Source organism: Brucella sp. GW823-FHT04E01 (assembly GCF_058796175.1).
Genome location: NZ_JBXAIK010000001.1, coordinates 268622 through 295595 on the forward strand (window position 1 = coordinate 268622; position 26974 = coordinate 295595).

Sequence of the window (26974 nt, forward strand, 5' to 3'; positions counted from 1 at the left end):
ATAGAAACACAGCCGGAAGGAGTTCGGTCATGTCCTACAAGACGGTGGTTGCCTATTCTCGCAGTGAATCCGAGTTGAAGCGGGTTGTGTCCGCCGTTGGACTTCTAAAGCAGAAGGTGCCCGATATTCACGTCATCGGGCTTTATTCAATCCCTTCGCCCATCGTCTATGCCGACCCGAACGGCTTCATCGATCCGGGAATGTTCGAACTGCATGACAAGCAGCACAAGGAGCTTTCCGAAAGGCTGAAACATCTCTTCGAGGAAGAGATGCGCCGTCAGGGCACCAACTATGAATATCGCATCACGCGGTCCGAAACCGGCACCGCTGCTGATGGCGTGCTGACTGCTTGTCTTGGAGCCGAATTGCTGGTCGCCGGGCAACCCGACCCCGACGATCCGGCCACCAACGACGAAACCGCCGATACGATTGTTTTCAATTCCAGCTGCCCTGTTCTGCTGGTTCCCTATGCACCGGTGCTGCAGATGATTTCGCTCGACCGGATCGTCGTCGCCTTTAACGGCAAGCGGGAAGCGGCCCGGGCCGCTTTCGACGCCCTGCCCTTGATGAAACATGCCGACAGAACGGAAATCGTTTGGGTCGATCCACCGGAAATTGAAGGCGAGGATCAGGCTTTGGCGAGCCACGATATTGCGGAATCACTGTCTCGGCATGGGATTGATGTGACGACCACAGCACTGGCATCCAACGGACGTTATGCGCAGGATGCCTTGAGGGAACATATCATCGCTGAACGCGCTGATCTTTTCGTGATGGGCGCTTACAGTCATTCCCGGTTGCGTGAACTCGTCTTTGGCGGGGTGACGCGCTCCATGCTGAACGAGCTGCCCATTCTCACGCTTTTCTCGCGTTAGAAGACACGATTGAAGCCAGTTTGATCCGGCAATTGGCCAACAACTGGCCGACAACTAGCCTGTGATGACACGACACGCTTGCAAGAACACCATTTTTGCGGTTATCAGCATCACCCGGCGCTGACTGTGCCGGGTGGAGAGCCTTTTCCTCTCTTGCCGCCCGCCTGAAAGGGCGCAGACGAAGAAAAGCCGCAGATCCTGACAGTTACAGCGCTTGGCAATCCGTCATAGCGCATTTTTGGTTTTTAAAGGTCCGGAGAACGAGCTCCGGATCGTTCCACGGAGCGTTTCGATGTCCTTGCCAGATAAAGCCTTCCCAGTTTCATGGGATCAGTTCCACCGTGATGCCCGCGCCCTTGCCTGGCGGATTGCCGGTATGAATCGTGATTGGCACGCAATTGTTGCCATCACGCGTGGCGGTCTGGTCCCTGCTGCCATCGTCTGCCGCGAACTCGGCATTCGTCTCATCGAAACCGTCTGTATTGCCTCCTATCACGACTACACGTCGCAAGGCGACATGCAGATCCTCAAGGGTGTGAGCGAAACACTGCTGGAAAATGGCGGCGACGGCGTCATCGTCGTAGACGACCTGACCGACACCGGCAAAACCGCAGCCATCGTGCGGGAAATGATGCCGAAGGCCCATTTTGCGACTGTTTACGCCAAGCCGAAAGGCCGTCCGCTGATCGATACCTTCGTAACGGAAGTGTCTCAGGACACCTGGATCTACTTCCCTTGGGATATGGGCTTCACCTATCAGGAACCGATCGCAGGCGACAAGCGCGGCTGAAGCCCGACAGACTTGAAGCCATAAATCCATCGAATGCACTTCCGATAAAACTGGCGGATTCACATCCGCCAGATCAAAACGCTGCGAAACGAAAACAAACGAACGCGATTGCGGTGACATTTCCGCCGCAATCGCACCTTATGGAAAACGCAACGAAATAACGCTGATCGAGGGCGGATAGCGTTTTCAAAGCTGCCATCCCACCCTGAAATTTCAGTAATACCTTTAAAATAAAAGCTTTTTTCGGATACTTTCAAAGGTCTGTTGCCTAACTAATCAGTTGTTATTTTGGCGAATCGGATCATGCTATAGATAAAAAGGGGATTTTCGCGGTGAAGTCGCAGGCCAAACAACTGATTGCAACCGAAAAGCGTATTTTGACGCCTTCCGGTCGTTTGCAGCAGGTTGCGGCGCTTGTCTATCGTCGCGACATGGGCATCCTCAAGGTTCTCGTCATTACGAGCCGCGGTACAGGCCGCTGGATCATCCCCAAGGGCTGGCCGCAAGTTGGTCGCACTCTGGCGGATACTGCTCTTCGTGAAGCTTATGAAGAAGCAGGTATTCGTGGTGAGGTCTCACCAGTACCAATCGGCAGTTTCTGCTACTGCAAGACCGACCTACCGCCTGAACGCATAAACCAGTTCACGGCAGCAGTATTCGCGGTGCAGTTCACCGGGCAGGAGAAAGATTGGCCTGAGCGGGATCAGCGCATCTGCGAATGGGTGTCGCCACAGGAAGCGGCCAATCGCGTCGAAGAGACAGAACTGAAGCAGTTACTGAACCATTTTGGTGATTCGGGCATTGCCGCTGCTGCTGAGTAAGCAACCGGCAAGCCGTCTTCAATGCAGCATTCCCCCGGATTATGATCCTTTTGCAGGGATTTTCTCTTTCGACAGTCGACACTGCCGTGCTTGTTCCTCTAACTGCTAGTAATAGCGGCTATCCAGGCTCCCCAAATCACATAGCCGGCTTGGTTCGCAAAAGTGTCGCTTCTCCCCGTTATCCACATTTGCCCCAAGCTGTTACGCACAATATCTAGATGCTGGAGCGTTACAACAAACCATTGCTTGACGCTCGAAGCCGAGTCGTTTTTTATGATACTATCGTTGCGTAAGTAGCGTGATCGGGCGTTGTAATCTGCCGGTCCTTTTTTCGGTCAAGTTGAGTATCGAACGAGCGTTGCGCTTTGAAAGTGCGGTTTTCGCTCGGTGCTTTCTTGCGCCCAAATTCTGGGTGCGCCCTTCTCTGGAGAAGCAGATGCAACATCGATCAGAAACAGCGTTAACACTAGATTTAGTATTTGCGCTCATGCTTCTTACAAGATAAGGTATTTTTCGTTCCGCCGATTTTTGATCGCGATCGCGCTAGCAAGGTTGCAATTAAGCTCCCCTGAGGCGTTTTTTCGTGGGCTTTGATGAGGTGGAAGCGGATTTCCGGGAGTTTTCTCCCCAACAAGACGCTCCTCCCCGCAGAAGAGCTGTTTTGACAGAGACGCGATACAGACAGGCCGTGGCTGAAAACCGTCACTAGAGCTACTATATATAGAACGTTTGGATGGGACAGATGAAGATCGAACGCCGTTTCACGAAAGAGAATCAGTCGGCCTATGCGGACATCGCGTTCCGGACTGCGACCAGCGAGATCAAGAATCCCGATGGATCCATCGTATTCCGTCTTGAGAACATCAATGTGCCCGCGCAGTTCAGCCAGGTCGCTGCGGACATTCTTGCACAGAAGTACTTCCGCAAGGCTGGCGTTCCCGCACAGCTGAAGAAGATCGAGGAGAACGACGTTCCCTCATGGCTGTGGCGCTCGGTCGCTGACGAGGACGCGCTTGCCAAGCTGCCTGAAAATGAGCGCTACGGCTCCGAAATGGACGCCTGCCAGGTTTTCGACCGTCTCGCCGGCACCTGGACCTATTGGGGCTGGAAGGGTGGCTATTTCGCCTCTGAGGAAGATGCCCTCGCCTTCCGCGACGAGCTTGCCTATATGCTCGCGACCCAACGTGTGGCTCCAAACAGCCCGCAATGGTTCAACACCGGTCTGCATTGGGCCTATGGCATCGACGGTCCCGGCCAGGGCCATTTCTATGTCGACTGGCAGACCGGCAAACTGACCAAGTCCAAGTCGGCCTATGAACATCCGCAGCCGCATGCCTGCTTTATTCAGTCCGTTGGCGACGATCTCGTCAATGAAGGCGGCATCATGGATCTGTGGGTCCGTGAAGCGCGCCTGTTCAAGTATGGCTCCGGCACGGGCTCTAACTTCAGCTATCTGCGCGGCGAAGGTGAAAAACTTTCCGGTGGTGGCAAATCCTCCGGTCTGATGAGCTTCCTGAAGATCGGCGACCGCGCCGCAGGTGCGATCAAGTCGGGCGGCACGACCCGCCGCGCCGCCAAGATGGTCGTCGTCGACATCGATCATCCGGATATCGAGGAATATATCGACTGGAAGGTCAAGGAAGAGCAGAAGGTTGCTTCGCTCGTCACCGGTTCCAAGATCGTCAAGCAGCATCTGACCGCCATCATGAAGGCTTGCGTCAACTGCGAAGCGGACAATGATGATTGCTTCGATCCGGCGAAGAACCCTGCCCTGAAGCGCGAAATCAAGGCCGCAAAGAAGAACCAGGTTCCGGAAAACTACGTCAAGCGTGTGATCCAGTTCGCGCGTCAGGGCTACACCGACATTCAGTTCAAGACCTACGATACAGACTGGGATTCGGAAGCCTATCTCACTGTTTCGGGCCAGAATTCCAACAATTCCGTTTCGCTGAAGGACGAATTCCTGCGCGCTGTCGAAAACGACGGCGACTGGAACCTGACAGCTCGTCGCGACGGTCGCGTCATGAAGACGCTGAAGGCGCGCGATTTGTGGGAAAAGATCGGTTACGCCGCCTGGGCGTCCGCTGATCCGGGCCTGCACTACAACACGACCATGAACGACTGGCACACCTGCCCGACCGCCGGTCCGATCCGCGCTTCCAATCCGTGCTCGGAATACATGTTCCTTGACGACACGGCTTGCAATCTGGCGTCGATCAACCTGCTCACCTATCGCAACAAGGATGGTTCATTCGATATTGCGGCTTACGAGCACACGGCACGCCTGTGGACCATCGTTCTCGAAATCTCGGTGATGATGGCGCAGTTCCCGTCGAAGGAAATCGCCCGTCTTTCTTATGAATACCGCACGCTCGGCCTCGGCTACGCCAATATTGGCGGCCTGTTGATGACTTCCGGTATTCCTTATGACTCCGACGAAGGCCGTGCAATTTGTGGCGCGCTGACGGCGATCATGACCGGTGTGGCCTATGCCACCTCCGCTGAAATGGCAAAGGAACTCGGAACCTTCCCGAGCTATGAGCCAAACGCCGAGCATATGTTGCGCGTCATTCGCAACCACCGCCTCGCAGCCCATGGCCAGACGGAAGGTTATGAAGGACTTGCTGTCAATCCGGTTGCACTGATTGCCGAGGATTGCCCGGATCAGGATATGATCACCCATGCACGTGCTGCCTGGGACAAGGCGCTGGAACTTGGCGAAAAGCATGGCTACCGCAATGCACAGTCCACCGTCATCGCGCCTACCGGCACGATCGGCCTCGTCATGGACTGCGACACGACCGGCATCGAGCCTGATTTTGCGCTGGTGAAGTTCAAGAAGCTCGCTGGCGGTGGTTACTTCAAGATCATCAACCGCGCCGTACCGGAAGCACTCCGCACGCTCGGTTATTCGGAAAGCCAGATTGCTGAAATCGAAGCCTATGCTGTCGGTCACGGCAACATCAATCAGGCTCCGGGCATCAACCCGTCTTCTCTGAAGTCCAAGGGCTTCACCGACGAGAAGATCGAAGCCCTGAATGCTGCTCTCAAAAGCGCATTCGACATCAAGTTCGCTTTCAACAAGTGGACGCTGGGCGAAGACTTCTGCAAGGACGTGCTAAAGCTCACCGATGAACAGCTCAACGATTTCTCGTTCGAGATGCTCCCGGCGCTGAGTTTCGCCAAGAAGGACATCGAAGCTGCCAACATCCATGTTTGCGGCGCAATGACCCTCGAAGGGGCGCCGTTCCTCAAGGAAGAGCACTACGCCGTGTTCGATTGCGCCAATCCTTGTGGCAAGATCGGCAAGCGTTATCTCTCGGTGGATAGCCACATTCGCATGATGGCAGCCGCACAGCCGTTCATTTCGGGTGCGATCTCCAAGACGATCAACATGCCGAATGACGCAACCGTCGAGGACTGCAAGAACGCCTATATGCTGTCCTGGAAGCTGGCGCTCAAGGCCAATGCGCTTTATCGCGACGGCTCCAAGCTTTCGCAGCCGCTCAACGCCGCCCTCATCTCGGATGATGAGGACGAAGACGATGCAGTCGAGGCACTGATCGAAGCCCCTGCTGCAGCCCGCGCCGTTCAGGTAACCGAGCGTATCGTCGAAAAGGTTGTCGAAAAGATCGTGCATGAGCGCGAAAAGCTGCCGAACCGTCGTCAGGGTTATACGCAGAAGGCAGTCGTTGGCGGTCACAAGGTCTATCTGCGCACCGGCGAGTTCGGTAATGGACGTCTCGGTGAAATCTTCATCGATATGCACAAGGAAGGCGCTGCTTTCCGTGCAATGATGAACAACTTCGCCATCGCCGTATCGCTCGGCTTGCAGTACGGCGTACCGCTCGAGGAGTATGTGGAAGCCTTCACTTTCACGAAATTCGAACCGGCAGGCATGGTCATCGGCAACGATGCCATCAAGACCGCAACGTCGATCATCGACTATGTCTTCCGTGAGCTGGCGGTGTCCTATCTCGGACGCAATGACCTCGCCCATGTCGACACAAGCGATTTCGGTAATACGGCGCTCGGCAAGGGTATCAAGGAAGGTAAGACCAACCTGGTCTCGACCGGTTGGACGCGTGGTTACAAGCCCACTCTGGTGACCAACTCGACTAACGAAGCCAAGGGATCGACAAATTCTGCGCCGCAGGCTTCCAACGTCACAACCTTGAAGTCGACCACGCCGACGGGCAATCGCCCCGCAACAATCGGTCTGGTGACGGATGGTGCGACCGCCTTCAAGCGGGAGTTGGAAGAGCAACCTGCTCCGGCACAGCAGCAGGAAAGCACATCGGCAACGGCAACCGAACTTTTCTCGGATAAGGCTGCAGCAGACGCTGCTTCCGCCCGCGCGGAAAGTGCGAATGCCGCCAAGAAGCTGGAAGCTGACCGTCGTATCAAGTCGATGATGCAAGGCTATACCGGCGACAGCTGCACCGAATGCCAGAACTTTACCATGGTTCGCAACGGAACGTGTCTCAAGTGCGACACTTGCGGTGCAACGAGTGGCTGTAGCTAAGTCTAGTTCGTTGAATACGAAGATAAAAAAGCCCGCTTTATGCGGGCTTTTCTTTTCCATAAGTATTTCAAAGAAAAATTATATAGAATTATATTTCTATGATGAAATATTGAGATTCAACAAATTTCGGAACGAACCGACTATTTCCACGTTCAACCTAAGCAACCGAACGTATAAAGGAGATAGTTATGTTCAGGACTACACTTCTGACGACGACGTGTGCATTGCTGATAGGTGGCGCTGCTTATGCTCAGACAACTGCACCAACGCCAGCACCTGCCGAGCCACCGGCTGCGGCAGAGGAAATGCCGGTTTCGTCCAAGGACATGTTTGGCAATCCCACATCGGGTGAGACCGACAAGGTCGGCTTTCTGGAACCGAAAGAGGGCCAGCTTCTCGTCACCTCTTTCATCGGACAGAACGTCTATGAAAGTGATGCTGCTGACGCCCAGACTGTCGGCAAGCTGAATGATCTTATCGCCAGCCCCGAAGGTGACATTGAAGCTGCGGTGATCGGCGTGGGTGGTTTTCTTGGAATCGGCGAGAAGGACGTCGCTGTAAGCCCGGATCAACTGCAGCTTGCAACCCGCAGTGACGGCAAAAAATGGCTGGTCATAAAGGCGACCAAACAGCAGTTGACCGATGCGCCGGCATTCGATCGCTCGAAGCTTTTTGTGGACGGTGTAGCCGACCCATCAGCAGCAAACGAGACCAATGCCCCGACGACTGATGCCCCGGCAAGCGATACAGCTCCGGCATCACCACCTCCAGCCCAATGATACGGTCTCGATGAGCAATACGACAAGTCTACCCCCCGGCCTTATGGCCGGGGTTTTGATGCAAATAACCATTACTCGCGGTTGAAATATTCATATGGCCGCCTTAATTCCTGGTAGAACATGATACAAGCATCGCAACACGGCCCCCAATTTTCACCAGGTTAATCTCAGGAAAGTCTATTGTCCGAATTTTTTATTGCTCATCCCTGGGCGGAAACCCTTGTGGCGCTTGGAGGATTATTTCTTTCAGCTTTCATTGCAAACTTTCTAATCAAGGCGATTTTGCTCAAACTACTCGAACGTCTTGTCCAGAAAACCTCTTTCGGACAAGACGAAGAGCTTAAAAGACACAGTGTCATCAGCCGTCTTGCCAATATCGTTCCGGCGTTGATTATTTCATCCGGGATCATGGCGGTGCCGGGCCTGCCCGAAGGCGTGATCACCGTTATTCGGAATGTAGCGATAGCTTTCATCATTCTGACGCTGGCTTTGGCGGTCAATTCAGTCTTTGGGCTGATCGATACGCTCTATCATCGCCGTCCCGAAGCCAGATACCGCCCCATAAAGGGCTACATTCAGGTGGCCAAACTTGCTGTCTACATCGTGGCGGCAGTCCTTGTCATTGCGACACTGCTGGACAAGTCGCCGGTTATCCTTCTTTCGGGTGTCGGTGCTATGGCCGCAGTGCTGATCCTTGTCTTTCAGGACACATTGCTTTCTCTGGTCGCCAGTATGCAGATCGCCTCGTCCAACATGGTGCGTGTCGGCGACTGGATCGAAATGAAGAATCTCGACGCCAATGGCGATGTCACGGAAATCGCGCTCTATACCGTCAAGGTCCAGAATTTCGACAAGACGATCACCACCATTCCGATCCGCAAGCTCATCACCGAGCCGATGAAGAACTATCGCGGCATGCAGGAATCCGGCGGGCGTCGCATCAAGTGCGCGCTTTATATCGATCAAAACACCATTCGTTTTCTGTCGGATGACGAGCGAGCCAGACTTGGCACAGTTGATTGGCTGGCGGATTATCTGCCCAAGAAGGCCAAGGAAATCGCCGAATGGAACCAGAAGCTTGGCGACCGCGCCAACAATCCGGTCAACAGGCGTCAGTTCACCAATGTCGGTACGTTTCGGGCCTATGTAGACAATTATCTGCGCAATCACCCCGGCATACACAAAGGCATGACATTGCTGGTGCGCCAGATGGACCCTACTCCCGAAGGACTGCCGCTGGAAATCTACTGCTTTACGAACACGACCGTCTGGGCGTCATTCGAACAGATTCAATCAGATATTTTCGATCACCTTTACGCGGTGTTGCCGGAATTCGGCCTCAGCGCCTTCCAGAATCCGAGCGGTAACGATTTTCGCAAACTGACAATCAATGCGCCTGTCGAGCAGCCTCAATCACCTTGGCGTTCAAACGTTGAACATTATAGCGTGCCCGGGACGGTGTCAGGCCAAGACGGACGACAGCAAGATGCATTGAAGGAACGATCATGACGCTTTGCCCGTCATGGCCCGACATCCAGAATGCGTCTTCCGGAATGCCATCCTCACCTGCCTTCACACCGCTAATCTGCAGCCAGACTTGAGCGGAACCATAGCGCCCTTCGGACTCGGGCCTGGGTTTGCGCATAAATGAAATATAGTCCGCAGGCAGGATCGGTTTTCCGTACAGGTTTCCACCGTCCGCGAGAAACGCGCCCAACCGAGCCCAATCACTGGCGGTAGCGTACATATAGGAAGAACCGGCAAAGACGCCTGACGCATCCGTCTCCAAAATGACGCTGTTCATGCCAAGCGGACCGAATAGGGCAAGCCGCGGATAAGCCAGCGCCTCCTCGCGGCTGTTAAAACTATCCATGAAAAGCTCTGACAGAATATTCGCCGTTCCACTGGAATAATTGAATTTCGTCCCTGACGCCGCCTCCAGCGGCAAAGATGCAGCAAACCCGGCCATATCCGGCTCCAGATAAAGCATGCGCGTGACATCCGTTACTGTGCCGTAGTCCTCATCGAAGCGCAGACCGCTATTCATCGCCATCAGATTTGCGAGAGAAATCTTTGCCCGCTCATCGTTCTTCCATTCCGGTAAAAGGGCTGTGCTTTCCAAGCTCATGCGCCCTTCAGCAATGCGCATGCCGATCAGTGTCGCGATGACGGACTTGGTCATGGACCAGCCCAGCAAAGGCGTATCCGCATTAAAGCCCGGACCATACGTCTCCGCGATCAGCTTGCCATCGCGAATAACTGCGATTGCACGCATTCCCGGCCCGGCCAGAGCCTGATCCTCAATCACAGCCTGCACCGCTGGATCGGTCTCAATCCGGATCGGTTCTGCGGGCACCTGCGGGCCGGTCGGAATTTCAACGCGCAAATCATCTTTCTGGATATTCGCGCATCCCAGCGCTGGGCGATAGATTGCGGTACTTGGTGCAAAGAAGCCGAAAATCCGCACCGTCACACTGCTATTATTCTTGTCGAGAGAGGCATTCAGAAACCGCAGCAGCGGGTTTCCCGGTGCCTGAACATCGTCTGCAAGGACGGCATCAGCATCCCGACCGGCAATGAAAACATTTGAACAGACAATCTTGGCAGCATAGCCGGTGCCGACACGCAACAGCTCAGGCGGCCGAACCGCCAGCCAGAGAATTGCTCCCAGCACGATGACGAGCAGAAGACCACCGACAAACTTCAGAATACGCTTCATGCTGCCCCTCGCAAATAGTCGTTACGTCAATCATACGAAGCCGAGATAACTTGCCAACTCCCGCGCGGCGGCACCACCTGCCCTGTTTGCACCGATGGTCGAGGCAGATGGGCCATAACCAACAAGATGAATACGGGGATCGGCGGCCACCTGTGTTGCCAGGCGTCCAGTCATGAGAATACCGGCTTCCGCATTGCGCAATTGCAGCGGGGCAAGATGGTCGAGCGAACTGCGAAATCCTGTGCACCACAAAATAACATCAAAGGATTGTTCACTTCCATCGTCCCACCGAACACCTGTTTCCGTGATTTCGCTGAACATGGACAAACGGTTGAGCACACCGCGAGCGCGTGCCGCTTCAATGGCCGGCGTCAACGGCAGCCCCGTTACTGAAACGACCGATCCAGGTGGCAAGCCCCGGCGTACCCTTTCCTCAACCAAAGCCACGGCAGCACGGCCCAACTCCGGTGTAAACGGACCTTTCCGGAAAGCAGGTTCTTTGCGCGTGACCCATACGGTTTTCGTCACACGCGATATCTCGTCCAGAAGCTGCACAGCCGAGATACCCGCGCCTACGACAAGAACACGTTTGCCCTTGAAGGCGTCAGCTGTCTGATAATCCCGCGTGTGAAGTTGCTGGCCTTTGAAAAGCTCCGCACCCGGATAGGGTGGGATATAAGGAGACTCCCATGTGCCGGTCGCGTTGATGATCCCGCGTGCCGAATAGTTGCCCCGATCTGTCTCCACACGAAGCCGTTCGCCACGATCGCAAACGACTTTCACGGCCACAGGACGGTGCACCGGAAGATCGAAGGCTTCCTCATAGGCGCGGTAATATTGTGGGACGGCAACCGATGCACGCACCTCGCCATTGGTCGTTTCGACAATATCCTCGAACTTCATGCCGGGGAGATCGTGAATGGCGTTGGCAGTCTGGAGAGTTAGCGAAGGCCAGCGGAATTGCCAGGCTCCGCCCGGCCCTGCGGCCTTGTCCAGAACCACGAATTGCCGTTCGCCTGCGAGACCAAGTTTATTCAGATGATAGGCCGACGAGAGCCCCGCCTGCCCGGCTCCAATAACCACAATGTCGACCTTGCGGACGACTTTCACATGGCCATTATCGGCTGGCTGCTGATCGACGGACTGTATATCTGACATGATGCGCTATAGGCTTCCGAAATATGATTTGTGTCCGTAGATAGGGATCAGACGGCGGCGTCGAAAGCCCACCTATCCTACCATCGCAGCCGAGCGCAGTCTTTTATTGCGCCCCTCCCAAACACTCACGACCAGCATGATAACCGTCGTCAATATGCCCATTTCCAATAAATCGGCCATATAGCCGACCGGGATCGCTGCCAGTAGAGCCAGAACGCCAAAGACGTGGGACGTGGGAATAACGCCATAGACAACCTTCTTGTAGATCGCGCTGCCAATCAGATAGATCGCCGGTCCTGCGACAAGAACAAGAACGTAAGCAGTCTTCAACGGATCATGCGGATGGGCCATGACAAGATCGTTTCCAACTGCCGTTGCGATAATCCCGGCCACCAGAATGGCGTGAACATAGTGGAAATATGCGCCAATCCGTCCAGGATCAGCGGAGTGGGTGATCGTATCTGTCGCATCCTTGCTGGAGGTGCCAAAGTATAGCCACCACATGGCAAGCGTCCCGAGAAAAGTGGCCAGCAGCGCCGACATGAGGGCCAAATTCCAGACTTCAGCATTTGCAAGGGTTGCCCCGGTAGCCAAAACCGTTTCGCCAAGTGCCACGATTACGAACAACTGGCAACGCTCCGCCAGATGTCCGCCTTCAATGGTCCAATCACTGGTGTGAGAGCGTCCGAGACCCGGTAGAGCAAAGCCGAACATCGGCGATAAATATTCGCAAAGCACGGCAATAAGCCACAACACCATACGGGCTTCATGCTCGACGAAACAACCGGCTATCCAGAAGACAGCGGAAATAGTGAGCCAACCGAGCATACGCCTGTAATTGGCGGCAAGTGGATGGTTCTGCCCCAGAACAAACACGATATAGGCTGTTTTGCCGACCTGAATCGCCACATAGGCCAGAGCAAATATCCAGCCTTTGTCAGCGAAAGCACCGGGGATGGACGATGCCATCACCAAACCGAGCAACATGACGCAGAACAAAAGGCTGCGTATCTGCGGCGTTTCCGGGTTGAACCAGTTTGTCACCCAGCAGGTATATTGCCAGCCGAGCCATACCGCGAACCAGAGGATCAGCGTTTCGACAACACCGGTGAGCGTCAGATTGTGCAGAAGTTCATGACTGAGCTGCGTAACCGCGAAAACATAGACCAGATCGAAGAACAATTCCTCGAATGTCACCCGGGCATGGTGCCCGTCTCTTTGTCTCAAAAGCGGATGTGAAGCGACGGTAGAAGCTGAATTCATGCGAATGTACCTTCCCCTCAGACGGCAAGCATTCAATACCACTGTCCGGCAGCTTAGCCCGCAGTCGATCAGCCGTATATCCGAATGTGCTGATTTCCACTTAAAGAAGTCAGTGTCGTCTTATTTCCCGCCGAACGTGTTACCTGCTTCGAGCCATGCATCGATACCGTCCGCCGCCGCGCGGCCCATCGCGAAACAGGCAGTCAGGAGATAGCCGCCAGTTGGAGCCTCCCAGTCGATCATTTCTCCGACAACGAAAATGCCGGGTAGCTTCGGCAGCATGTAGTTCTTGTCGATTTCATGCCAACGAATACCGCCTGCCGACGAAATCGCTTCATCCAGCGGGCGCGGACGGAGCAGTGGAATGGAAATAGCTTTGATCGCAGTGGCCAGCACTTTCGAGCTTCTGTCGCGGGTAAATTCCGTCACAAGAGCTGCCTTCACGCCCGTCAGACCTGCAGCCTTGCGCAACAGATTGCCGAAGCTCAGCTTTGTATCCTGCCGAGCAATATCGCTTTCCAGTCGCTCGATAGTTCGTCCAGGAACAAGATCGAGCGTCAGAAATGCCTTTCCATGTTTCTGCAAGCTGTCGCGCAGAGCTGCGGAATGCGCATAGATGAGACTACCCTCAACCCCACCGCGTGTAATGACAAACTCGCCCTGTGTCGCGCCTGCATGGGAAGTTGCGATAACAGACTTCACCGGTTCACCGGCGAAGCGTTCAGCAAAGAAGTCGCTCCAGGCAACGTCAAAACCGCAATTTGCGGGTTGAAACGGTGCTATATCGATTGACCTTCGCTGAAACTCATTGATCCAGAGGCCGTTGGAACCGAGCTTCGGCCAGCTGCCACCGCCAAAAGCAAAGAGCGCGGCATCACATGTAATCGTCTGAACACCGTCGGGGTTCTCGATCTTGAGACTATTGCCCTCGAAGCCAATCCAGCGATGTCGGGTGAGAATGCGAACACCCTGATCTTCCAGACGTTTTCCCCAAGCCCGCAAAAGCGGAGACGCTTTCATCGCTTTGGGAAAGACACGACCGGATGAGCCGACAAATGTCTCGGCACCCAATTCATCCGCCCAGGCACGTAATTCGGTCGGGCCGAAAGCCGTCAAGGCTGGCAATATACGGTCACTGCTTGAGCCGAAGCGTTTCGCGAAAGTTGCAAAATCTTCCGAATGCGTAATGTTCAGCCCTGACTTTCCGGCAAGCAGGAACTTGCGGCCAACTGTCGGCATCTGCTCGTAGACCATCACGCGATAGCCTCGCGCTGACAGTCTTTCGGCGGCCATCAGACCAGATGGCCCGCCTCCGAGAATGGCAATATTGCCTTCAGGCATCACGGTATCAGCCTCGCCGCAGTATTAATCCTGCTTCTCCAGCATTTCCTTAACTGTGGTCGCCAACTGCTTGAGTGAGAACGGCTTTGGCAGGAATCCGAACTTGGCATCAGCTGGAAGATTGCGTGCAAAGGCATCCTCCGCGTAACCCGACACGAAGATGAATTTGATATCAGGATACGTCTTGCGAAGCTCACGCAGCAGTGTCGGGCCATCCATTTCGGGCATGACGACATCCGATACGACGATATCCACCTCACCGCCAAGTTCTGCCATGACTTCAAGCGCTTCGACACCGGAAGCCGCTTCGTGGACTGTATAACCGCGTGACTGGAGTGCGCGCACGCCGCCCATACGGACCGCGTCTTCGTCTTCCACCAGGAGAACGGTCGCGGAACCGGAAAGATCGGTTGCTTTCTCGACCTTCTTTTCCTTCACGACAACCGGCGCATCGTCGGCGCGTTTTTCCTCGATGAGGCGCGGCAGGAAGATCTTGAATGTCGTGCCTTTTCCAACCTCGGAATCACAATAGATGAAGCCACCGGTCTGTTTAATGATCCCGTAGACCATCGACAGCCCAAGGCCCGTACCCTTGCCCACTTCCTTCGTCGTGAAGAACGGCTCGAAAATCTTTTCGAGCACATCCGCAGGAATACCCGTCCCGGTGTCTTCCACTTCGAAGACCACATAGTCCGCTTCCGGAAGATCGCGATAATGCAGCTTTGCGACTTCCTGCGCCGACACGTTACGGGTGCGCAACGTGATTTCGCCGCCGTCCGGCATGGCATCACGTGCATTGACCGCGAGATTGACAGCAACCTGTTCGAACTGTCCGAGATCGGCCTTGACCGGCCAGAGATCACGTCCATGATCGATCTTCAGCTCTATATCCTTGCCGACAAGGCGAGCCAGAAGCATACGCAGATCTGCAAGAACGTCGGTCAGGTCGAGCACTTCCGGACGAAGCGTCTGACGGCGCGAGAAGGCCAACAACTGGCGCACGAGCGAGGCCGCGCGATTGGCGTTCTGCTTGATGTTCATAATGTCCGGGAAGGACGGATCGGATGCGCGATGGTTGGTCAGCAGCAGGTCCGACGACATGATGATCGCCGTCAGAACGTTGTTGAAGTCGTGCGCAATACCACCTGCAAGCTGGCCGACAGCCTGCATCTTCTGGCTCTGCGCCATCTGGTTTTCAAGGGCTTTCTGCTCGGTTGTTTCGACAGCCGAGATAATCGCCGCTTCTTCGGCGCGCTCGCCGCCCAGATCAGTGACAGGGCTCATATAAAAGCGGATGTGCCGCTCTTCGTTGCCCGGCAACACCGTATCAACAGGCGAAATGCTTGCCTGTCCTGCAAAGGCTGCGGCAAGCGCTCTGTTGAAGGTCTCGCGGTCGCGTTCATGCACGACAATTTCAAGCTTCGCATTGCCGTCAATCGCATCGCGATCGACAACAGGGGCGAAAATATCGAGGAAGCGCGCATTGGTGCGCAGTATATGTCCGGCAGAATCAACCGCAGCGATGGCCATCGGAGCCGAATTGAAGAAACGCGTGAAGCGCACTTCTGCGGAACGCAGCGCCATTGATGAATCTTCGCCCTCCGCACGATCCAGAACGATGGTACGGCTCGTACCGCGCGTTCCATCACGCGCAGCCTGGACACGGTGATAGAAGCGAACGGCGAGGCTCTGTCCGTTCCGCTTGATCAGATCAAGATCGATGACAGTGTTGCGGCTTGTGCCCGGCTCGGCTTTCACCGCCTTGATGAGCGCCATTCCACTGCCTGCCACTATATCGTTGAGTGTCAACGATCCCGGTGTGAACTGGGTCAGATCGACACCGAGCCACTCTGCAAGCGTCGCATTGAGGTAGATGATCCGGCCGGAAGGGTCGGCAGAAAAGAACCCGGCTGGCGCGTGATCGAGGTGATTGATCGCTTCCTGCAGCTCCTGAAAGAAGCGCTCCTGCTCCGCACGCTCGTCGGAAATATCGGCAATCTGCCACGCGACGAGCGGGCTTTTGAATTCGTGTCCGGCTTCAACGGGACGCGCCTTGATGCGATACCAGACAGGCGCCAGCGAGCCATGCCCCTCACGGGAAAGGCCGCCGGAAAGACGCACTTCCTCCTGTGCCGACAGACCATCGCGAACGGCATTCGTCAGACGGTATATGGCATCGGATGCCGCGGGTTCTGCCGTCAATACATTATCGAGCGAACGGACTCCTTCGGCATTCGCAACACCAGTCATGACGGCATAAGCCTGATTGGCATAAACGATCTGGCCGCGCGCGTCGGAAATGACAGTCCCTTCCGGCTGCGAATCCATAAAGGAATGAGCGAGGTCCTGTTCACCGTTCTTCTGGCTGAATTGAATGAGACCCGTTGCTGCGCCGAAAAGGTAGAATACGCCGACCATCGACAGAACGCCCATAAGAACGAGGGCGAATCCATCTCCAAGCCGGTCGCGGAACACAAAATAGGCGATTGCGGCGACCGTAAGCAGAATACCGGCGATCAGCAGGCGAAGAGCTCCGCTGCGATTGCGCTTGGGCATTACGAGCGGTTTCGGGTAAGCGTTGTCCGTCTGTCGCGACATCAAGCCTGCTGCCCTTTCATGTTGCGTGGCCGAGCACCAACAGGCATCCGGGTGTCCCGGGTGCCATGCATTTTTTCGATCAGCCAAGACGTCATTTCAATCATCCGCATATCCGATTTTCTCGAATGCACTTTTCCGCACAGTTCAGCTCTCACGTGGGAACACGCAGCCAATATGTCAGGGTATATCCGATTCGCAGAATGCTTTAATCGGCGAGCAGTACAAGCATTGCCGTACTGAAACGGTGCAAATTGGACTTTTTTGCACCGTTTTGCCTGGGGATCATATATTTCTCGCATTTCCAAGAAACATTCCCAAGGCTTAGAAATTCAACTACTGTACCAATCATGTGATGATGCGGAGTGCCGGGGGAAGCGCAGTCTCCATTCGCCGCAGGTTTTTCGTTTATTGTATAAGAGGGTATCCGCATGAAGGAATGGCTCAGCGGCATCGTTGGAGAGAGTGCGGCTAATATTGTTGGCTTCATCCTAATATTTGCGATCATTCTTGGCGGAATTTTCGTTGTTCTCAGTATCATTCGCCGTTTCAGCGGCGGTACTTTCGTTTCCAACGGGCGTACGCGACAGCCGCGCCTTTCGGTGATGGACGCAGCAGCGGTCGACAGCCGACGCAAGCTCGTGCTTATTCGCCGCGACGACGTGGAACATCTCCTGCTCATCGGCGGGCCAACCGATGTTGTGGTGGAACAGAATATTGTCATGGAATCGCGGGCTCATGCGCGTGTGCAAGCTTCACGCATCGAGCCTGAACATATCGAACGCTTCAAGCAGCACGAAGCAACCCTGACCAATGACAAGGCGGAGCGCCCTGCTCTCTCACTGCAAACACCGCAGGCCGAAGAGAAGGACGAAGCGATCCAGATCACCTCCGCAATTGAAGCACCGGTCTACCGCAAGCCTGAGCCAGCACGAGAAGAGCCGGTCCAGCAGGCTGCTGCACCTGTTCGTGTGCCGCCGCAGGCGCCGACGGCACCAATCCCGCCGCGACCACCTGTCGAGCAGAAATCCGCTCAACCACCCCAACCACGGCCTCAACCGCGCCCGGCGCCGAACTATCCGCCGCAGCCACGCACCGTATTGCCGCCCCGCCCCGCGCAAGCACAGCCGCAGTCAACACGTGCACATCCGGCCTATCCATTGAGCCAGGTTTCGCGCGGCGTTCTGAGTTCAACCTCGTCCGGTGCGACCGCCACTGCAGCCGGTGTTGCCGCCGCCGCATCGGTTGCTTCAGCAAATCTTGGCAGCATCGTTCCCGAGCGTGAAACAACGGTTGCGGATAAATCTCCTCCGGTCGATGTAACCGGACCTACAGTCTCTTTGACTGCAGCTCCGGCATTCAGCGCCCCTTCGGAACCGGAGCGCGTCGAGCCTGAAATCGTGGTTGCCGAGTCAAAGCCTGTAGCAACAGAGGCCGTAGCAGTAGAAACGCCGAGCGATAATCTGGCCGATCTCGGCGGTGCATTGCACGAAGCAATTGCTGCAGACGTCAATTCGGAGAGCGCCGCCAGCGATGACGCCAAGGACGCGATCTCATTCGATACTGAATTCTTCGAGAATGAGCTTCTAAGCTCACTTGATATTTCCGCAACGGACGACGTTGTCGAAGACAAGGCGAAGGATGATATCGAAGATGAAATGGAAAAGCTTCTCGGTGAATTGACCAAGGATGAAACTCGCAGAAGCTGAACTTCCGGCCAAAATTTGTCTCAATACAAAGAAAATAGGCTGCGGAAACCGCAGCCTATAAATTTTCAAACCGTCTCGAAGCTTAGTCGTCGCGATAGACTTTCTCACGACGCTCATGGCGCTCCTGCGCTTCGATAGATAGCGTAGCGATCGGACGCGCATCAAGCCGCTTCAAGCTGATAGGTTCTCCCGTTTCCTCGCAGAAGCCGTATGTTCCTTCATCAATGCGGCTCAATGCTGCGTCGATTTTGGAGATCAATTTGCGCTGTCTGTCGCGAGCACGTAGCTCAATTGCCCGATCCGTTTCGGAGGATGCCCTGTCCGCCAGGTCCGGGTGGTTTGCATTTTCCTGCTGTAGCGCCTCAAGCGTTTCACGCGCTTCTCGCAGAATATCATTCTTCCATGCGACCAGTTTCGCGCGGAAGTAAGACTTCTGCCGCTCATTCATGAACGGCTCGTCTTCAGTGGGCCTATAGTCAAGGTCAATCAATTCACTCATTCTGAATTACCCCACATCTAGGAGACGCGAGCGGTTATATAGTTCCATAGCAACAAGGACACAACATCAAACAACCGTATCCCACTACTTTTTAGTGCATCAATTTTGTATGATTTTGCATCAAAATTATGCAATTCAAAACTGCACGCAAAAAATTGCTCTTTGGACTTTCAGAATAACTTCAATCAATTGCCAATAAAGTGGGTATATTTTCCAGTCACTGTCACCATCAACCTATGGAAGCATAATCAGCCCAATAATTAGGCATGTGGCACCTGTAAATAATGCTGACAGACATCAAAAAATCGGGAGAATGGACCACCGGAGCGCTCAATTGCGCTCGAAATATGGTCGAAAATGCTCACAAAACACAGCTTGGAACGTTACAGATGAGTCGTTTGCTTCTCCTTAGACATGCTAAAGCCGTGTGGGCGAAACCTGGAATGAAGGATTTTGACCGCCCTCTTGATCAGGAAGGCAAAGCTTCGCTCGACCGGCTTGCAAGGACGATGAAGTCAATCGATCTTTATCCTGATCGGGTGGTTCTTTCCGGTTCATGTAGGACGCGAGAAACCGCGTTAGGCATTATTGAACGTCTGGGTATCGAGGTCGAAACCATCGTCGACGATACGATCTATAGCGGCGGCGCGGCTGACTACATGCAAGCTATACGTGAACATGGCGATGTGCCGACGCTGTTGCTCGTGGGACACAATCCCAGCATAGAGGATCTGGCGCTGGCCTTATGTGGCGATGGCAACAAGGATGGCCTCTTGAAGCTCCGGGCAGGTTTTCCCACTGCCGCACTGGCAAATATTACATTTCCTGCCTCACTGGGCGAACTCGAACGTGGAGCAGGCTATCTCGAAAGCTTCATACTACCCCAGTAGATTTTCCGTAAGTGCACCAACATTCCTTGCCAAGACCGCTGACACAACCCTATCTATACCGCTGACAGATCATTGAATTCGGCGAGGATTAATTGGCTAAGCTGACAAGTATCGGCGACGAAGCGAAGATCGCACTGGATACGCTGGCAGATCGTGCGACCGGGCTTTTGTCTCCATCATTGCGGCTCGGTGTGACTGGTTTGTCGCGTGCCGGAAAGACGGTCTTCATCACGGCTCTCGTTCACAACATGCTGCATGGCGGCAGGCTTCCAATGTTCGAGGCCTATAAATCTGGCCGCATTTCACGCGCGCTGCTCGAACCGCAGCCCGATGATGCAGTCCCCCGCTTTCAATATGAAGAGCATCTGTCGGCTTTGATTGATGAGCGTATCTGGCCGGACTCCACGCGCGCAATCTCGCAATTGCGCCTGACAATCGAATATGAATCCGCTTCTGCCTGGGGGCGCTGGTTGTCACCGGGCAAGCTTTCGGTCGATATTGTGGATTATCCCGGAGAATGGCTGCTGGATCTGCCTTTGCTGGGCAAATCCTATGCTGAATTCAGCGCGGACTCCTTTGCTCTGGCCCATGAACCGACGCACAAGGATCTGGCTCAGGATTGGATCACCGAAGCTTCACTCATCACCTCTTCCGAAAAGGCAGATGAACTGACCGCACAGCGTCTGGCCAAGAGTTTTACGGCTTATTTGCGTGCAGGCAAAGCCGATGAGCGTGCATTATCGACCTTGCCGCCGGGGCGTTTCCTGATGCCGGGCGATCTCGAGGGTTCACCGGCACTGACATTTGCCCCGCTTCCCGACCTGAAACCGGACGATCTGAAGGCCGGTTCTCTGGGCGCAATGATGGAGCGGCGCTACGAAGCCTATAAAACCTATGTCATCAAGCCCTTCTTTCGCGAACATATTGCGCGGCTCGACCGGCAAATTGTGCTTATCGACGCCATGCAGGCAATGAATGCCGGTGGCGCGGTCGTTGCCGACCTCGAACGTGCACTCACCGATATCCTGTCCTGCTTCCGACCGGGACGCTCTAACCTGCTAACCGGGCTGATCCAGCGACGGATCGGCCGGATTCTCGTGGCTGCAACGAAGGCCGACCATCTGCATCATGAAAGTCATGACCGTCTGCAAGCCATCGTGCGCCGTCTCGTGGAACGGGCTATAGAGCGCGCCGATTTTTCCGGAGCAGATATTGATGTCCTCGCAATGGCTGCCGTGCGCGCCACGCGCGAGGCAACCGTTACACAAGGTAAGGAAACTCTGCCCGTCATCGTCGGCACACCGCTGAAAGGCGAAAAGATCGACGGTGAAGTATTCGATGGCGAAACCGAAACAGCTATATTTCCCGGCGACTTACCGAAGAATCCCAATGCGATTTTTGAAAAGTCCTTTGCGCAGGATGATCCAGCCATTCGTTTCGTCCGTTTCCGGCCACCCCGGCTTGAACGTACCGCCGAAGGCATCACGTTGTCCCTGCCCCACATAAGGCTGGATCGTGCCTTGCAGTTTCTGATTGGGGATCGTCTCGCATGACAGAGAAGACACCACGCAAACCAGCTTCCTTTACGGTAAGCCAGCCCTCCGCCCGCACAGAAACAGTGGATGAAGCGCCGCGCCGTCCTCGTGCAGTGCGGGACCTTGATGTTGTTGTCGCCCAACCAGATGTTTTTGCATTGAGCGAGGAAGAGGCGGCAGAGCTGGAAATCCTCGATCCGTCGTTTGAAGCGCCTGAACGCAAGGGCTGGTCGCTCAGCAGAATACTTTTCGGTGCACTCGGTATCCTTGTTTCATTCGCCATCGGCATCTGGACCGAAGACCTTATCCGAGCGCTATTTTCCCGCGCGGATTGGCTGGGCTGGACGGCTCTAGGTGTTGCGATAATTGCGCTTGCCGCCTTTATCGCCATCGTCGTTCGCGAACTGGTCGCATTACGCCGCCTCGCTTCGGTGCAGCACCTTCGCAAGGACGCGGCAGATGCCGCAGAGCGGGACGATATGGCCGCGGCCAGAAAGGCAGTGGACGCCTTGCGCTCAATTGCGGCGGGCTTGCCGGAGACGGCACGCGGACGACAGCTTCTGGACGGTCTGACAGACGATATCATTGACGGCCGAAACCTGATCCAGCTTGCCGAAACAGAAATCCTTCGCCCCCTCGACCGTGAAGCACGCACACTTATTCTGAATGCTTCAAAGCGGGTTTCGATTGTCACGGCAATCAGCCCACGTGCGCTGGTCGATATCGGTTACGTCATTTTTGAATCAGCTCGGCTGATCCGCCGACTGTCACAACTTTACGGTGGTCGTCCTGGCACGCTAGGCTTTCTGAAACTTGCCCGCCGGGTCATTGCCCATCTGGCCGTGACAGGAACGCTGGCCATGGGGGACAGCGTGATCCAGCAGCTCGTCGGCCATGGTCTTGCGTCCCGGTTATCGGCCAAGCTCGGTGAAGGCGTCGTCAACGGACTCATGACGGCGCGCATCGGGATTGCCGCCATGGATGTGGTGCGTCCGTTTCCATTCAATGCGGAAAAACGCCCCGGCATCGGCGACTTTATCGGCGATCTCGTGAAGATCAACGGCGAACGACCGGATAAAAAGCATCCCGGAAAATAGCGGTTTATTTCCGAAGCATTAACCATTCGCGACGATTATGGATAGATAGAAATCTGCGCCAGAATCGAGCGACCAGATGTATCGGCACACTCCCCTGAACCGTGCCCTTCTCTGTCAATCGGCTTATGGCAACGTCGGCAAATCCGACGGTTTGCGAGGCGCGACCAGCTTTTGGTCGTGACATGCTGGAAAACAACGATTAGGAATGACGTCCGATCAAGGTCGTGAATCCGGGACAGAGCTGAATATGAAGAATTGCATCGCCGCCTGCCTGACGCTGCTGCCCGTGTCATTTTCCGCTGCGCCGGTTCTGGCCGCTGACAAGGACAAACAGTTCTTTCAAACGATCGAAGGCCAATGGTCAGGCCCGGGTGAAATCGTCGCCGGGAAATACAAAGGCACGAAGTTCGTCTGCAATCTCGCCGGGTCGACCCCGGATGAAGATATTGGCATGACACTCGACGGCACCTGCCGCGTCGGTGTCTTTTCGCAGCCGATGAAGGCCACCGTCACGCGTGTCGGGTCCGCTTATTCCGGCAAGTTCAATGATGGTGCAGCGGGCAAAGGCCTTGATGTTACGTCGGGTTCCGTCAGTGGAAACAAGGTTGTTTTCGGCCTGAACCGCAAGCAGCTCAATGGTGCGATGCTGGCACGTGTCTCCGATCCGAACACGATGAACGTGACGGTTTCGGTGCGGGTCGACAAGGAACTGGTTCCGGTCATCGGCATGAGCCTGAAGCGCGTCGATAATATCGCTGTCGGCAGTATCGCCAAGAACTGACCGGAACGCTATTCACGCCACCAGCCCGCATCCGTGCGGGCTTTTTCTATTCCGGATTGCTCTATCCCGGCATTCCAGTCCGCAACGGCCTTGCCTGCAATTTCGAGAGACGGTGCAATATCGCTCAGGGGCACGAGGACGAAAGCCCGCTCGTGCATACGCGGATGCGGAAGCTCGAGAGCGGAATCCGCCATGACGACAGTCTCTCCGGCATCATCCTGCATTGCCAGTATGTCGATATCGATGATGCGCGGGCCCCATCTTTCAAGCCTGACACGCTTCAAAGAACGCTCCACATCAAGGCAGGTCGCAATCAACTCCAATGGCTGCAACGACGTTTCTATCTCTGCACAGGCATTGTGAAACCACGCCTGATCCGTCTTCCCCCATGGCGGCGTGCGATAGACTGCCGAAACCGCAACGACATCTGTGTCGGCTCGTTCGTCCAATATACGCAACGCCTTGCCCATCGAAGCGACAGGATCATCGATGTTTCCGCCAAGCCCCAGCCAGGCACGATAATGTCTGCCTGTAGTCACTGCGGATAAACCACCGTCACTTCAACATGGTCCAATACGCCCGGAACAGGTGCATTCGGCTTGCGGACGGTAATTTCTGCGCGCTTTACCTGCGGAAACCGGGCAGTCATTGCCTTGGCCACGTCGAGAGCCAGCGTCTCGATCAGATAGCGCTGACGACCGGTGATGATGTCTTCAATGACAGCAAAGGCGATACCGTAATGCACGGTGCCGTCGATATCGTCATTCTCCAGCGCATTGCCCGGATCGACATCAAGGATAGCATCGACGTAAAAACGCTGACCGAGCTTGTGCTCTTCATCGAAAACGCCGTGATGCGCGAAAAACGCGCAGTTCATCATTCGGATCGTGTACACGGCTTCACTTTCTATTTTCACTGCGTCTGGATTGCAGGATATCATCTGCAACGGCAAGTGCATCTCTATTAAAAGCGACATTGTGAACACGGAAGATGTCGGCACCTGCCAAACGCAGTGCGACAGACGTTGCCGCAGTTCCTATGTCGCGGTCGAGCGGATTGTCCCTGCCCGTCATGCCGCCGATAAAGCGTTTGCGCGACGTGCCGACGAGCAACGGAAATCCGAATTTCTGCAATTCGCCTGCTCTCGCCAGCAGCGCAATATCCTCATCCTTGTTCTTGCCGAAACCAAAACCGGGATCGAGTACGATGCGGGTTTCTTCAATGCCTGCCTTTTTCGCTATATCCAGTGAAGCATCCAGGAACGAGAACTGGTCCTCGATGACATCAGCAAGAACGGGTCGATCCCTGCTGGTATGCATGATGACCAGCCCTGCGCCGCTCCTTTTGGCGACATGAGCGATTTCTGGTTCTCGTTGTAGCCCCCAGACATCATTGACGATATGTGCCCCGGCACTAACTGCCGCCTGCGCTGTTGCTGCGCGGTAAGTGTCGATGGAGATGATGCAATCGTATTTTTTCACCAACGCTTCGATGACCGGGACAACGCGCGCGATTTCCGTTTCGGAATCGATCGCAGCAGCTCCGGGCCGGGTCGATTCTCCGCCAACATCAATGATCGTCGCTCCATCGGCAAGCATCTGACCGGCCACTTCGACGGCCCTTTCCAGCTCATTGTGGTGGCCGCCATCGGAAAATGAGTCTGGCGTGACATTCAATATGCCCATGATCACGGACTTTTCCCCCAGACGAAGGCTTCTTCCATGAGCAACGTGCCATTCTTTCGTCATAGCGAAATGTTCCTGTGTCATTTCCTTGGGCTGTTTACCTGGGGCATTTCATTGCGGCGAGGTTGCAACCAACCTCGCCTGAAGTCATTTTGTGAAGGGCGTTATAGTTCTCTTGACGATTGCATGCCATGCTCACGGCAATAAAAAGAGAATTTCTTACTGGTTTTAGAAAGAGGTGCCAGGACATGAATTTGAGGAAGAAGGTTCTGGCTCTCAGTGCAGTTCTTGCCATCGTAGCTCCCCAAGCGGAAGCCGCCGCGATCTTTCGCGAATTCAGCTACTATACCGTGAGCGGCAAAACGGCAGCGGACCTCGACAAGGCTCTTTCCCGCAATGGCCCCTTCCTCAAGAAGACTGGTCAGCATCATCCCGGTGCCGCTGAAATCCGTTTCGATGCGAAGGTACGTTATGGTCGCGCGCCCGGGAAAGCCTGCAAGGTGCAGGACGTTTATGTAAACGTTCACGCAAAGGTCTCCCTGCCCCGCTGGAAACAGCGCCGCAAGGCCACGCCGGAACTGGCGCTGATCTGGGATACCCTGTTGCAGGATATTCGCCGCCACGAAGAGAGTCACATCGTCATTGCCCGCAGCTTTGCAAGCCAGATGGAACGGGAAATACGCGGACTGCGCACCCGCACGGATTGCTCTGTGCTTCGCGCTGACATCGACAAAGTGACTGCACGCCTTATGGAAGCGCATGATAAGGAGCAACAACGGTTTGACCGGGTTGAGACGATCAATTTCGAAAACCGCTTTGCACGCTTGCTGACTTATCGCATGGAGCGCGCCCAGCAGGCTTCCAAACAACAGTAGTGCCGAACTATCTCAATTCGCGGCGTATAGCCTGCGTCATCAATGCTGCTTCATGGAACCCTGACAGGATAAGTTTCAGCTTGCCCGGATAGTGGCAAGCATCGCCGATAGCGTAGACCTTCGGACTTGAAGTTCTGAAGGTCTCGGGACTAACAGCCAGCATGTTGCCCGTCTTGATTAAGGAAATTTCGGCCAGAGGGTCGGGACGGATAACCTGTCCATCGAGACCGAAAGCACCAAGACCGGATGCAATCACCGCTGTCCGTGCTTCAAGCTTGTCGCCATTGCTAGTGTCAACAGCCACGCCGTCATCATCGACCGCGATGCTGACCGCGATCTTGTTGAAATGAAAAACAGGATTATATGGCGCGATCTGCTTGAGAAGCCTTTCGACAAGCTCCTCACCCATGATTTCAGGAAACCCGGGCACGTCGTAAATCGGCTTGTCGGCATAGAGTGCCGTACATTGACCACCGGGCCGATCACTGGCATCAATGAGATGGCACCTGAAACCGAACAGCCCAAGCTGAAAAACGGAAAAGAGTGCAACAGGCCCGCAGCCGATAATGACAATATCATTCTGCGGTTCGGCGCCCATCACATCACCATCTCTTTCAAAACTTAATTCTGGCGTTCGGGCACCTGCACGACAAGGCCGTCAATATCGTCAGAAACCCGGATCTGACACGAGAGGCGTGAAGTAGGACGAACTTCATAAGCGAAGTCCAGCATGTCCTCTTCCATCGCGTCAGGTCCGCCGACAGTGTCCGTCCAGTCTTCATCAACATAGACATGGCAGGTTGCACAGGCGCAAGCACCGCCACATTCCGCATCAATGCCCGGAATGCCATTGCGAATGGCAGCTTCCATCACGCTTGACCCGTTGTCGGCTTCGACTTCGGTCCGTGTCGCGCCATCAGCTGATACGAATACGATCTTCGTCATTTTTATTCCTTGAAACACGCAAGTTTCGCGCGATCTTCATCCTGAGCGCCCGTCACTGCCTTCGCAGGGAAACGCAAATAAACTCGGAATGG

The 26974-nt window shown here is 54.9% G+C and carries 22 protein-coding genes and 1 pseudogene; 12 read left to right on the plus strand and 11 right to left on the minus strand.

What is annotated here, in order from left to right; translation table 11 throughout:
• Positions 1-29: 29 nt before the first annotated feature.
• The 6 genes from AC1RHM_RS01480 to AC1RHM_RS01505 all read left to right on the plus strand — a co-directional run bounded on the left by AC1RHM_RS01480 (position 30) and on the right by AC1RHM_RS01505 (position 9299).
• A complete protein-coding gene (locus AC1RHM_RS01480; RefSeq protein WP_010660080.1) occupies positions 30-875 on the plus strand; it encodes a universal stress protein in 846 nt (281 codons plus the stop codon).
• 292 nt (positions 876-1167) lie between these two features.
• The gene (gene gpt, locus AC1RHM_RS01485) at positions 1168-1665 is read left to right on the plus strand and encodes a xanthine phosphoribosyltransferase (RefSeq protein ID WP_010660079.1); all 498 of its coding nucleotides are present in this window, start codon (positions 1168-1170) and stop codon (positions 1663-1665) included.
• Positions 1666-1997: 332 nt separating this feature from the next.
• Positions 1998-2486 (plus strand): NUDIX hydrolase, encoded by a 489-nt coding sequence (locus AC1RHM_RS01490; protein ID WP_010660078.1) that lies wholly within the window; start codon positions 1998-2000, stop codon positions 2484-2486.
• Positions 2487-3228: 742 nt separating this feature from the next.
• On the plus strand, positions 3229-7011 hold the full coding sequence (locus AC1RHM_RS01495; protein WP_010660077.1) for a vitamin B12-dependent ribonucleotide reductase: 3783 nt from the start codon (positions 3229-3231) through the stop codon (positions 7009-7011).
• A gap of 188 nt (positions 7012-7199) precedes the next feature.
• On the plus strand, positions 7200-7790 hold the full coding sequence (locus tag AC1RHM_RS01500; protein WP_010660076.1) for a PRC-barrel domain-containing protein: 591 nt from the start codon (positions 7200-7202) through the stop codon (positions 7788-7790).
• 180 nt (positions 7791-7970) lie between these two features.
• Positions 7971-9299, plus strand: a complete 1329-nt coding sequence (locus tag AC1RHM_RS01505; RefSeq protein WP_492332440.1) for a mechanosensitive ion channel family protein — start codon at positions 7971-7973, stop codon at positions 9297-9299.
• Here the strand turns inward: AC1RHM_RS01505 and AC1RHM_RS01510 are convergent.
• The 5 genes and pseudogenes from AC1RHM_RS01510 to cckA all read right to left on the minus strand — a co-directional run.
• Positions 9196-10509: pseudogene (locus AC1RHM_RS01510) on the minus strand (serine hydrolase domain-containing protein); the annotation flags it as partial. The gene AC1RHM_RS01505 and the pseudogene AC1RHM_RS01510 overlap by 104 nt on opposite strands.
• Before the next feature lie 30 nt (positions 10510-10539).
• Complete coding sequence (locus AC1RHM_RS01515) at positions 10540-11667, minus strand: NAD(P)-binding domain-containing protein (RefSeq protein ID WP_192798593.1); 1128 nt, start codon at positions 11665-11667, stop codon at positions 10540-10542.
• 72 nt (positions 11668-11739) lie between these two features.
• The gene (locus AC1RHM_RS01520) at positions 11740-12930 is read right to left on the minus strand and encodes a low temperature requirement protein A (RefSeq protein ID WP_029376101.1); all 1191 of its coding nucleotides are present in this window, start codon (positions 12928-12930) and stop codon (positions 11740-11742) included.
• Positions 12931-13050: 120 nt separating this feature from the next.
• Complete coding sequence (locus tag AC1RHM_RS01525; protein WP_151576355.1) at positions 13051-14271, minus strand: TIGR03862 family flavoprotein; 1221 nt, start codon at positions 14269-14271, stop codon at positions 13051-13053.
• 24 nt (positions 14272-14295) lie between these two features.
• On the minus strand, positions 14296-16869 hold the full coding sequence (gene cckA / locus AC1RHM_RS01530; RefSeq protein ID WP_151576354.1) for a cell cycle histidine kinase CckA: 2574 nt from the start codon (positions 16867-16869) through the stop codon (positions 14296-14298).
• Between the two features lie 428 nt (positions 16870-17297).
• Here cckA and AC1RHM_RS01535 point away from each other — a divergent pair, with 428 nt between their 5' ends.
• Positions 17298-18575, plus strand: coding sequence for a flagellar biosynthetic protein FliO (locus AC1RHM_RS01535; protein ID WP_010660069.1), 1278 nt, complete (start codon positions 17298-17300; stop codon positions 18573-18575).
• A gap of 82 nt (positions 18576-18657) precedes the next feature.
• Here the strand turns inward: AC1RHM_RS01535 and dksA are convergent, their stop codons facing one another.
• Positions 18658-19074 (minus strand): RNA polymerase-binding protein DksA, encoded by a 417-nt coding sequence (gene dksA, locus AC1RHM_RS01540; protein WP_010660068.1) that lies wholly within the window; start codon positions 19072-19074, stop codon positions 18658-18660.
• A gap of 389 nt (positions 19075-19463) precedes the next feature.
• On the opposite strand from dksA, the gene AC1RHM_RS01545 reads away from it, so the two are divergent.
• The 4 genes from AC1RHM_RS01545 (at position 19464) to AC1RHM_RS01560 (ending at position 23377) form a co-directional block, all read left to right on the plus strand.
• A complete protein-coding gene (locus AC1RHM_RS01545; RefSeq protein ID WP_010660067.1) occupies positions 19464-19964 on the plus strand; it encodes a SixA phosphatase family protein in 501 nt (166 codons plus the stop codon).
• 92 nt (positions 19965-20056) lie between these two features.
• Positions 20057-21517, plus strand: coding sequence for a YcjX family GTP-binding protein (locus AC1RHM_RS01550; protein WP_010660066.1), 1461 nt, complete (start codon positions 20057-20059; stop codon positions 21515-21517).
• Positions 21514-22596, plus strand: a complete 1083-nt coding sequence (locus tag AC1RHM_RS01555; protein ID WP_010660065.1) for a YcjF family protein — start codon at positions 21514-21516, stop codon at positions 22594-22596. Before AC1RHM_RS01550 ends, AC1RHM_RS01555 begins: the two co-directional genes overlap by 4 nt.
• 247 nt (positions 22597-22843) lie before the next feature.
• A complete protein-coding gene (locus AC1RHM_RS01560; RefSeq protein WP_012092019.1) occupies positions 22844-23377 on the plus strand; it encodes a hypothetical protein in 534 nt (177 codons plus the stop codon).
• An 8-nt stretch (positions 23378-23385) separates the two neighbouring features.
• Here the strand turns inward: AC1RHM_RS01560 and folK are convergent, their stop codons facing one another.
• Genes folK through folP form a run of 3 tightly spaced genes read right to left on the minus strand, consistent with a single transcriptional unit; the run spans position 23386 to position 25125 of the window.
• Complete coding sequence (folK, locus tag AC1RHM_RS01565; protein ID WP_010660063.1) at positions 23386-23916, minus strand: 2-amino-4-hydroxy-6-hydroxymethyldihydropteridine diphosphokinase; 531 nt, start codon at positions 23914-23916, stop codon at positions 23386-23388.
• Positions 23913-24272 carry a dihydroneopterin aldolase gene (folB, locus tag AC1RHM_RS01570; RefSeq protein ID WP_010660062.1) on the minus strand — a complete coding sequence of 120 codons (360 nt, stop codon included), beginning with the start codon at positions 24270-24272 and terminating at the stop codon, positions 23913-23915. The genes folK and folB overlap by 4 nt, the downstream gene beginning before the upstream one ends.
• A 4-nt stretch (positions 24273-24276) precedes the next feature.
• The gene (folP, locus tag AC1RHM_RS01575) at positions 24277-25125 is read right to left on the minus strand and encodes a dihydropteroate synthase (RefSeq protein ID WP_010660061.1); all 849 of its coding nucleotides are present in this window, start codon (positions 25123-25125) and stop codon (positions 24277-24279) included.
• A gap of 185 nt (positions 25126-25310) precedes the next feature.
• Between folP and AC1RHM_RS01580 the strand changes: the two genes are divergently transcribed.
• The gene (locus AC1RHM_RS01580; protein ID WP_010660060.1) at positions 25311-25937 is read left to right on the plus strand and encodes a DUF922 domain-containing Zn-dependent protease; all 627 of its coding nucleotides are present in this window, start codon (positions 25311-25313) and stop codon (positions 25935-25937) included.
• Between the two features lie 7 nt (positions 25938-25944).
• Here the strand turns inward: AC1RHM_RS01580 and AC1RHM_RS01585 are convergent, their stop codons facing one another.
• Together AC1RHM_RS01585 and AC1RHM_RS01590 are read right to left on the minus strand one after the other, a co-directional pair.
• Complete coding sequence (locus AC1RHM_RS01585) at positions 25945-26535, minus strand: NAD(P)/FAD-dependent oxidoreductase (RefSeq protein ID WP_010660059.1); 591 nt, start codon at positions 26533-26535, stop codon at positions 25945-25947.
• Positions 26536-26558: 23 nt separating this feature from the next.
• Positions 26559-26882, minus strand: coding sequence for a 2Fe-2S iron-sulfur cluster-binding protein (locus tag AC1RHM_RS01590; RefSeq protein ID WP_010660058.1), 324 nt, complete (start codon positions 26880-26882; stop codon positions 26559-26561).
• Between the last annotated feature and the right edge of the window lie 92 nt (positions 26883-26974).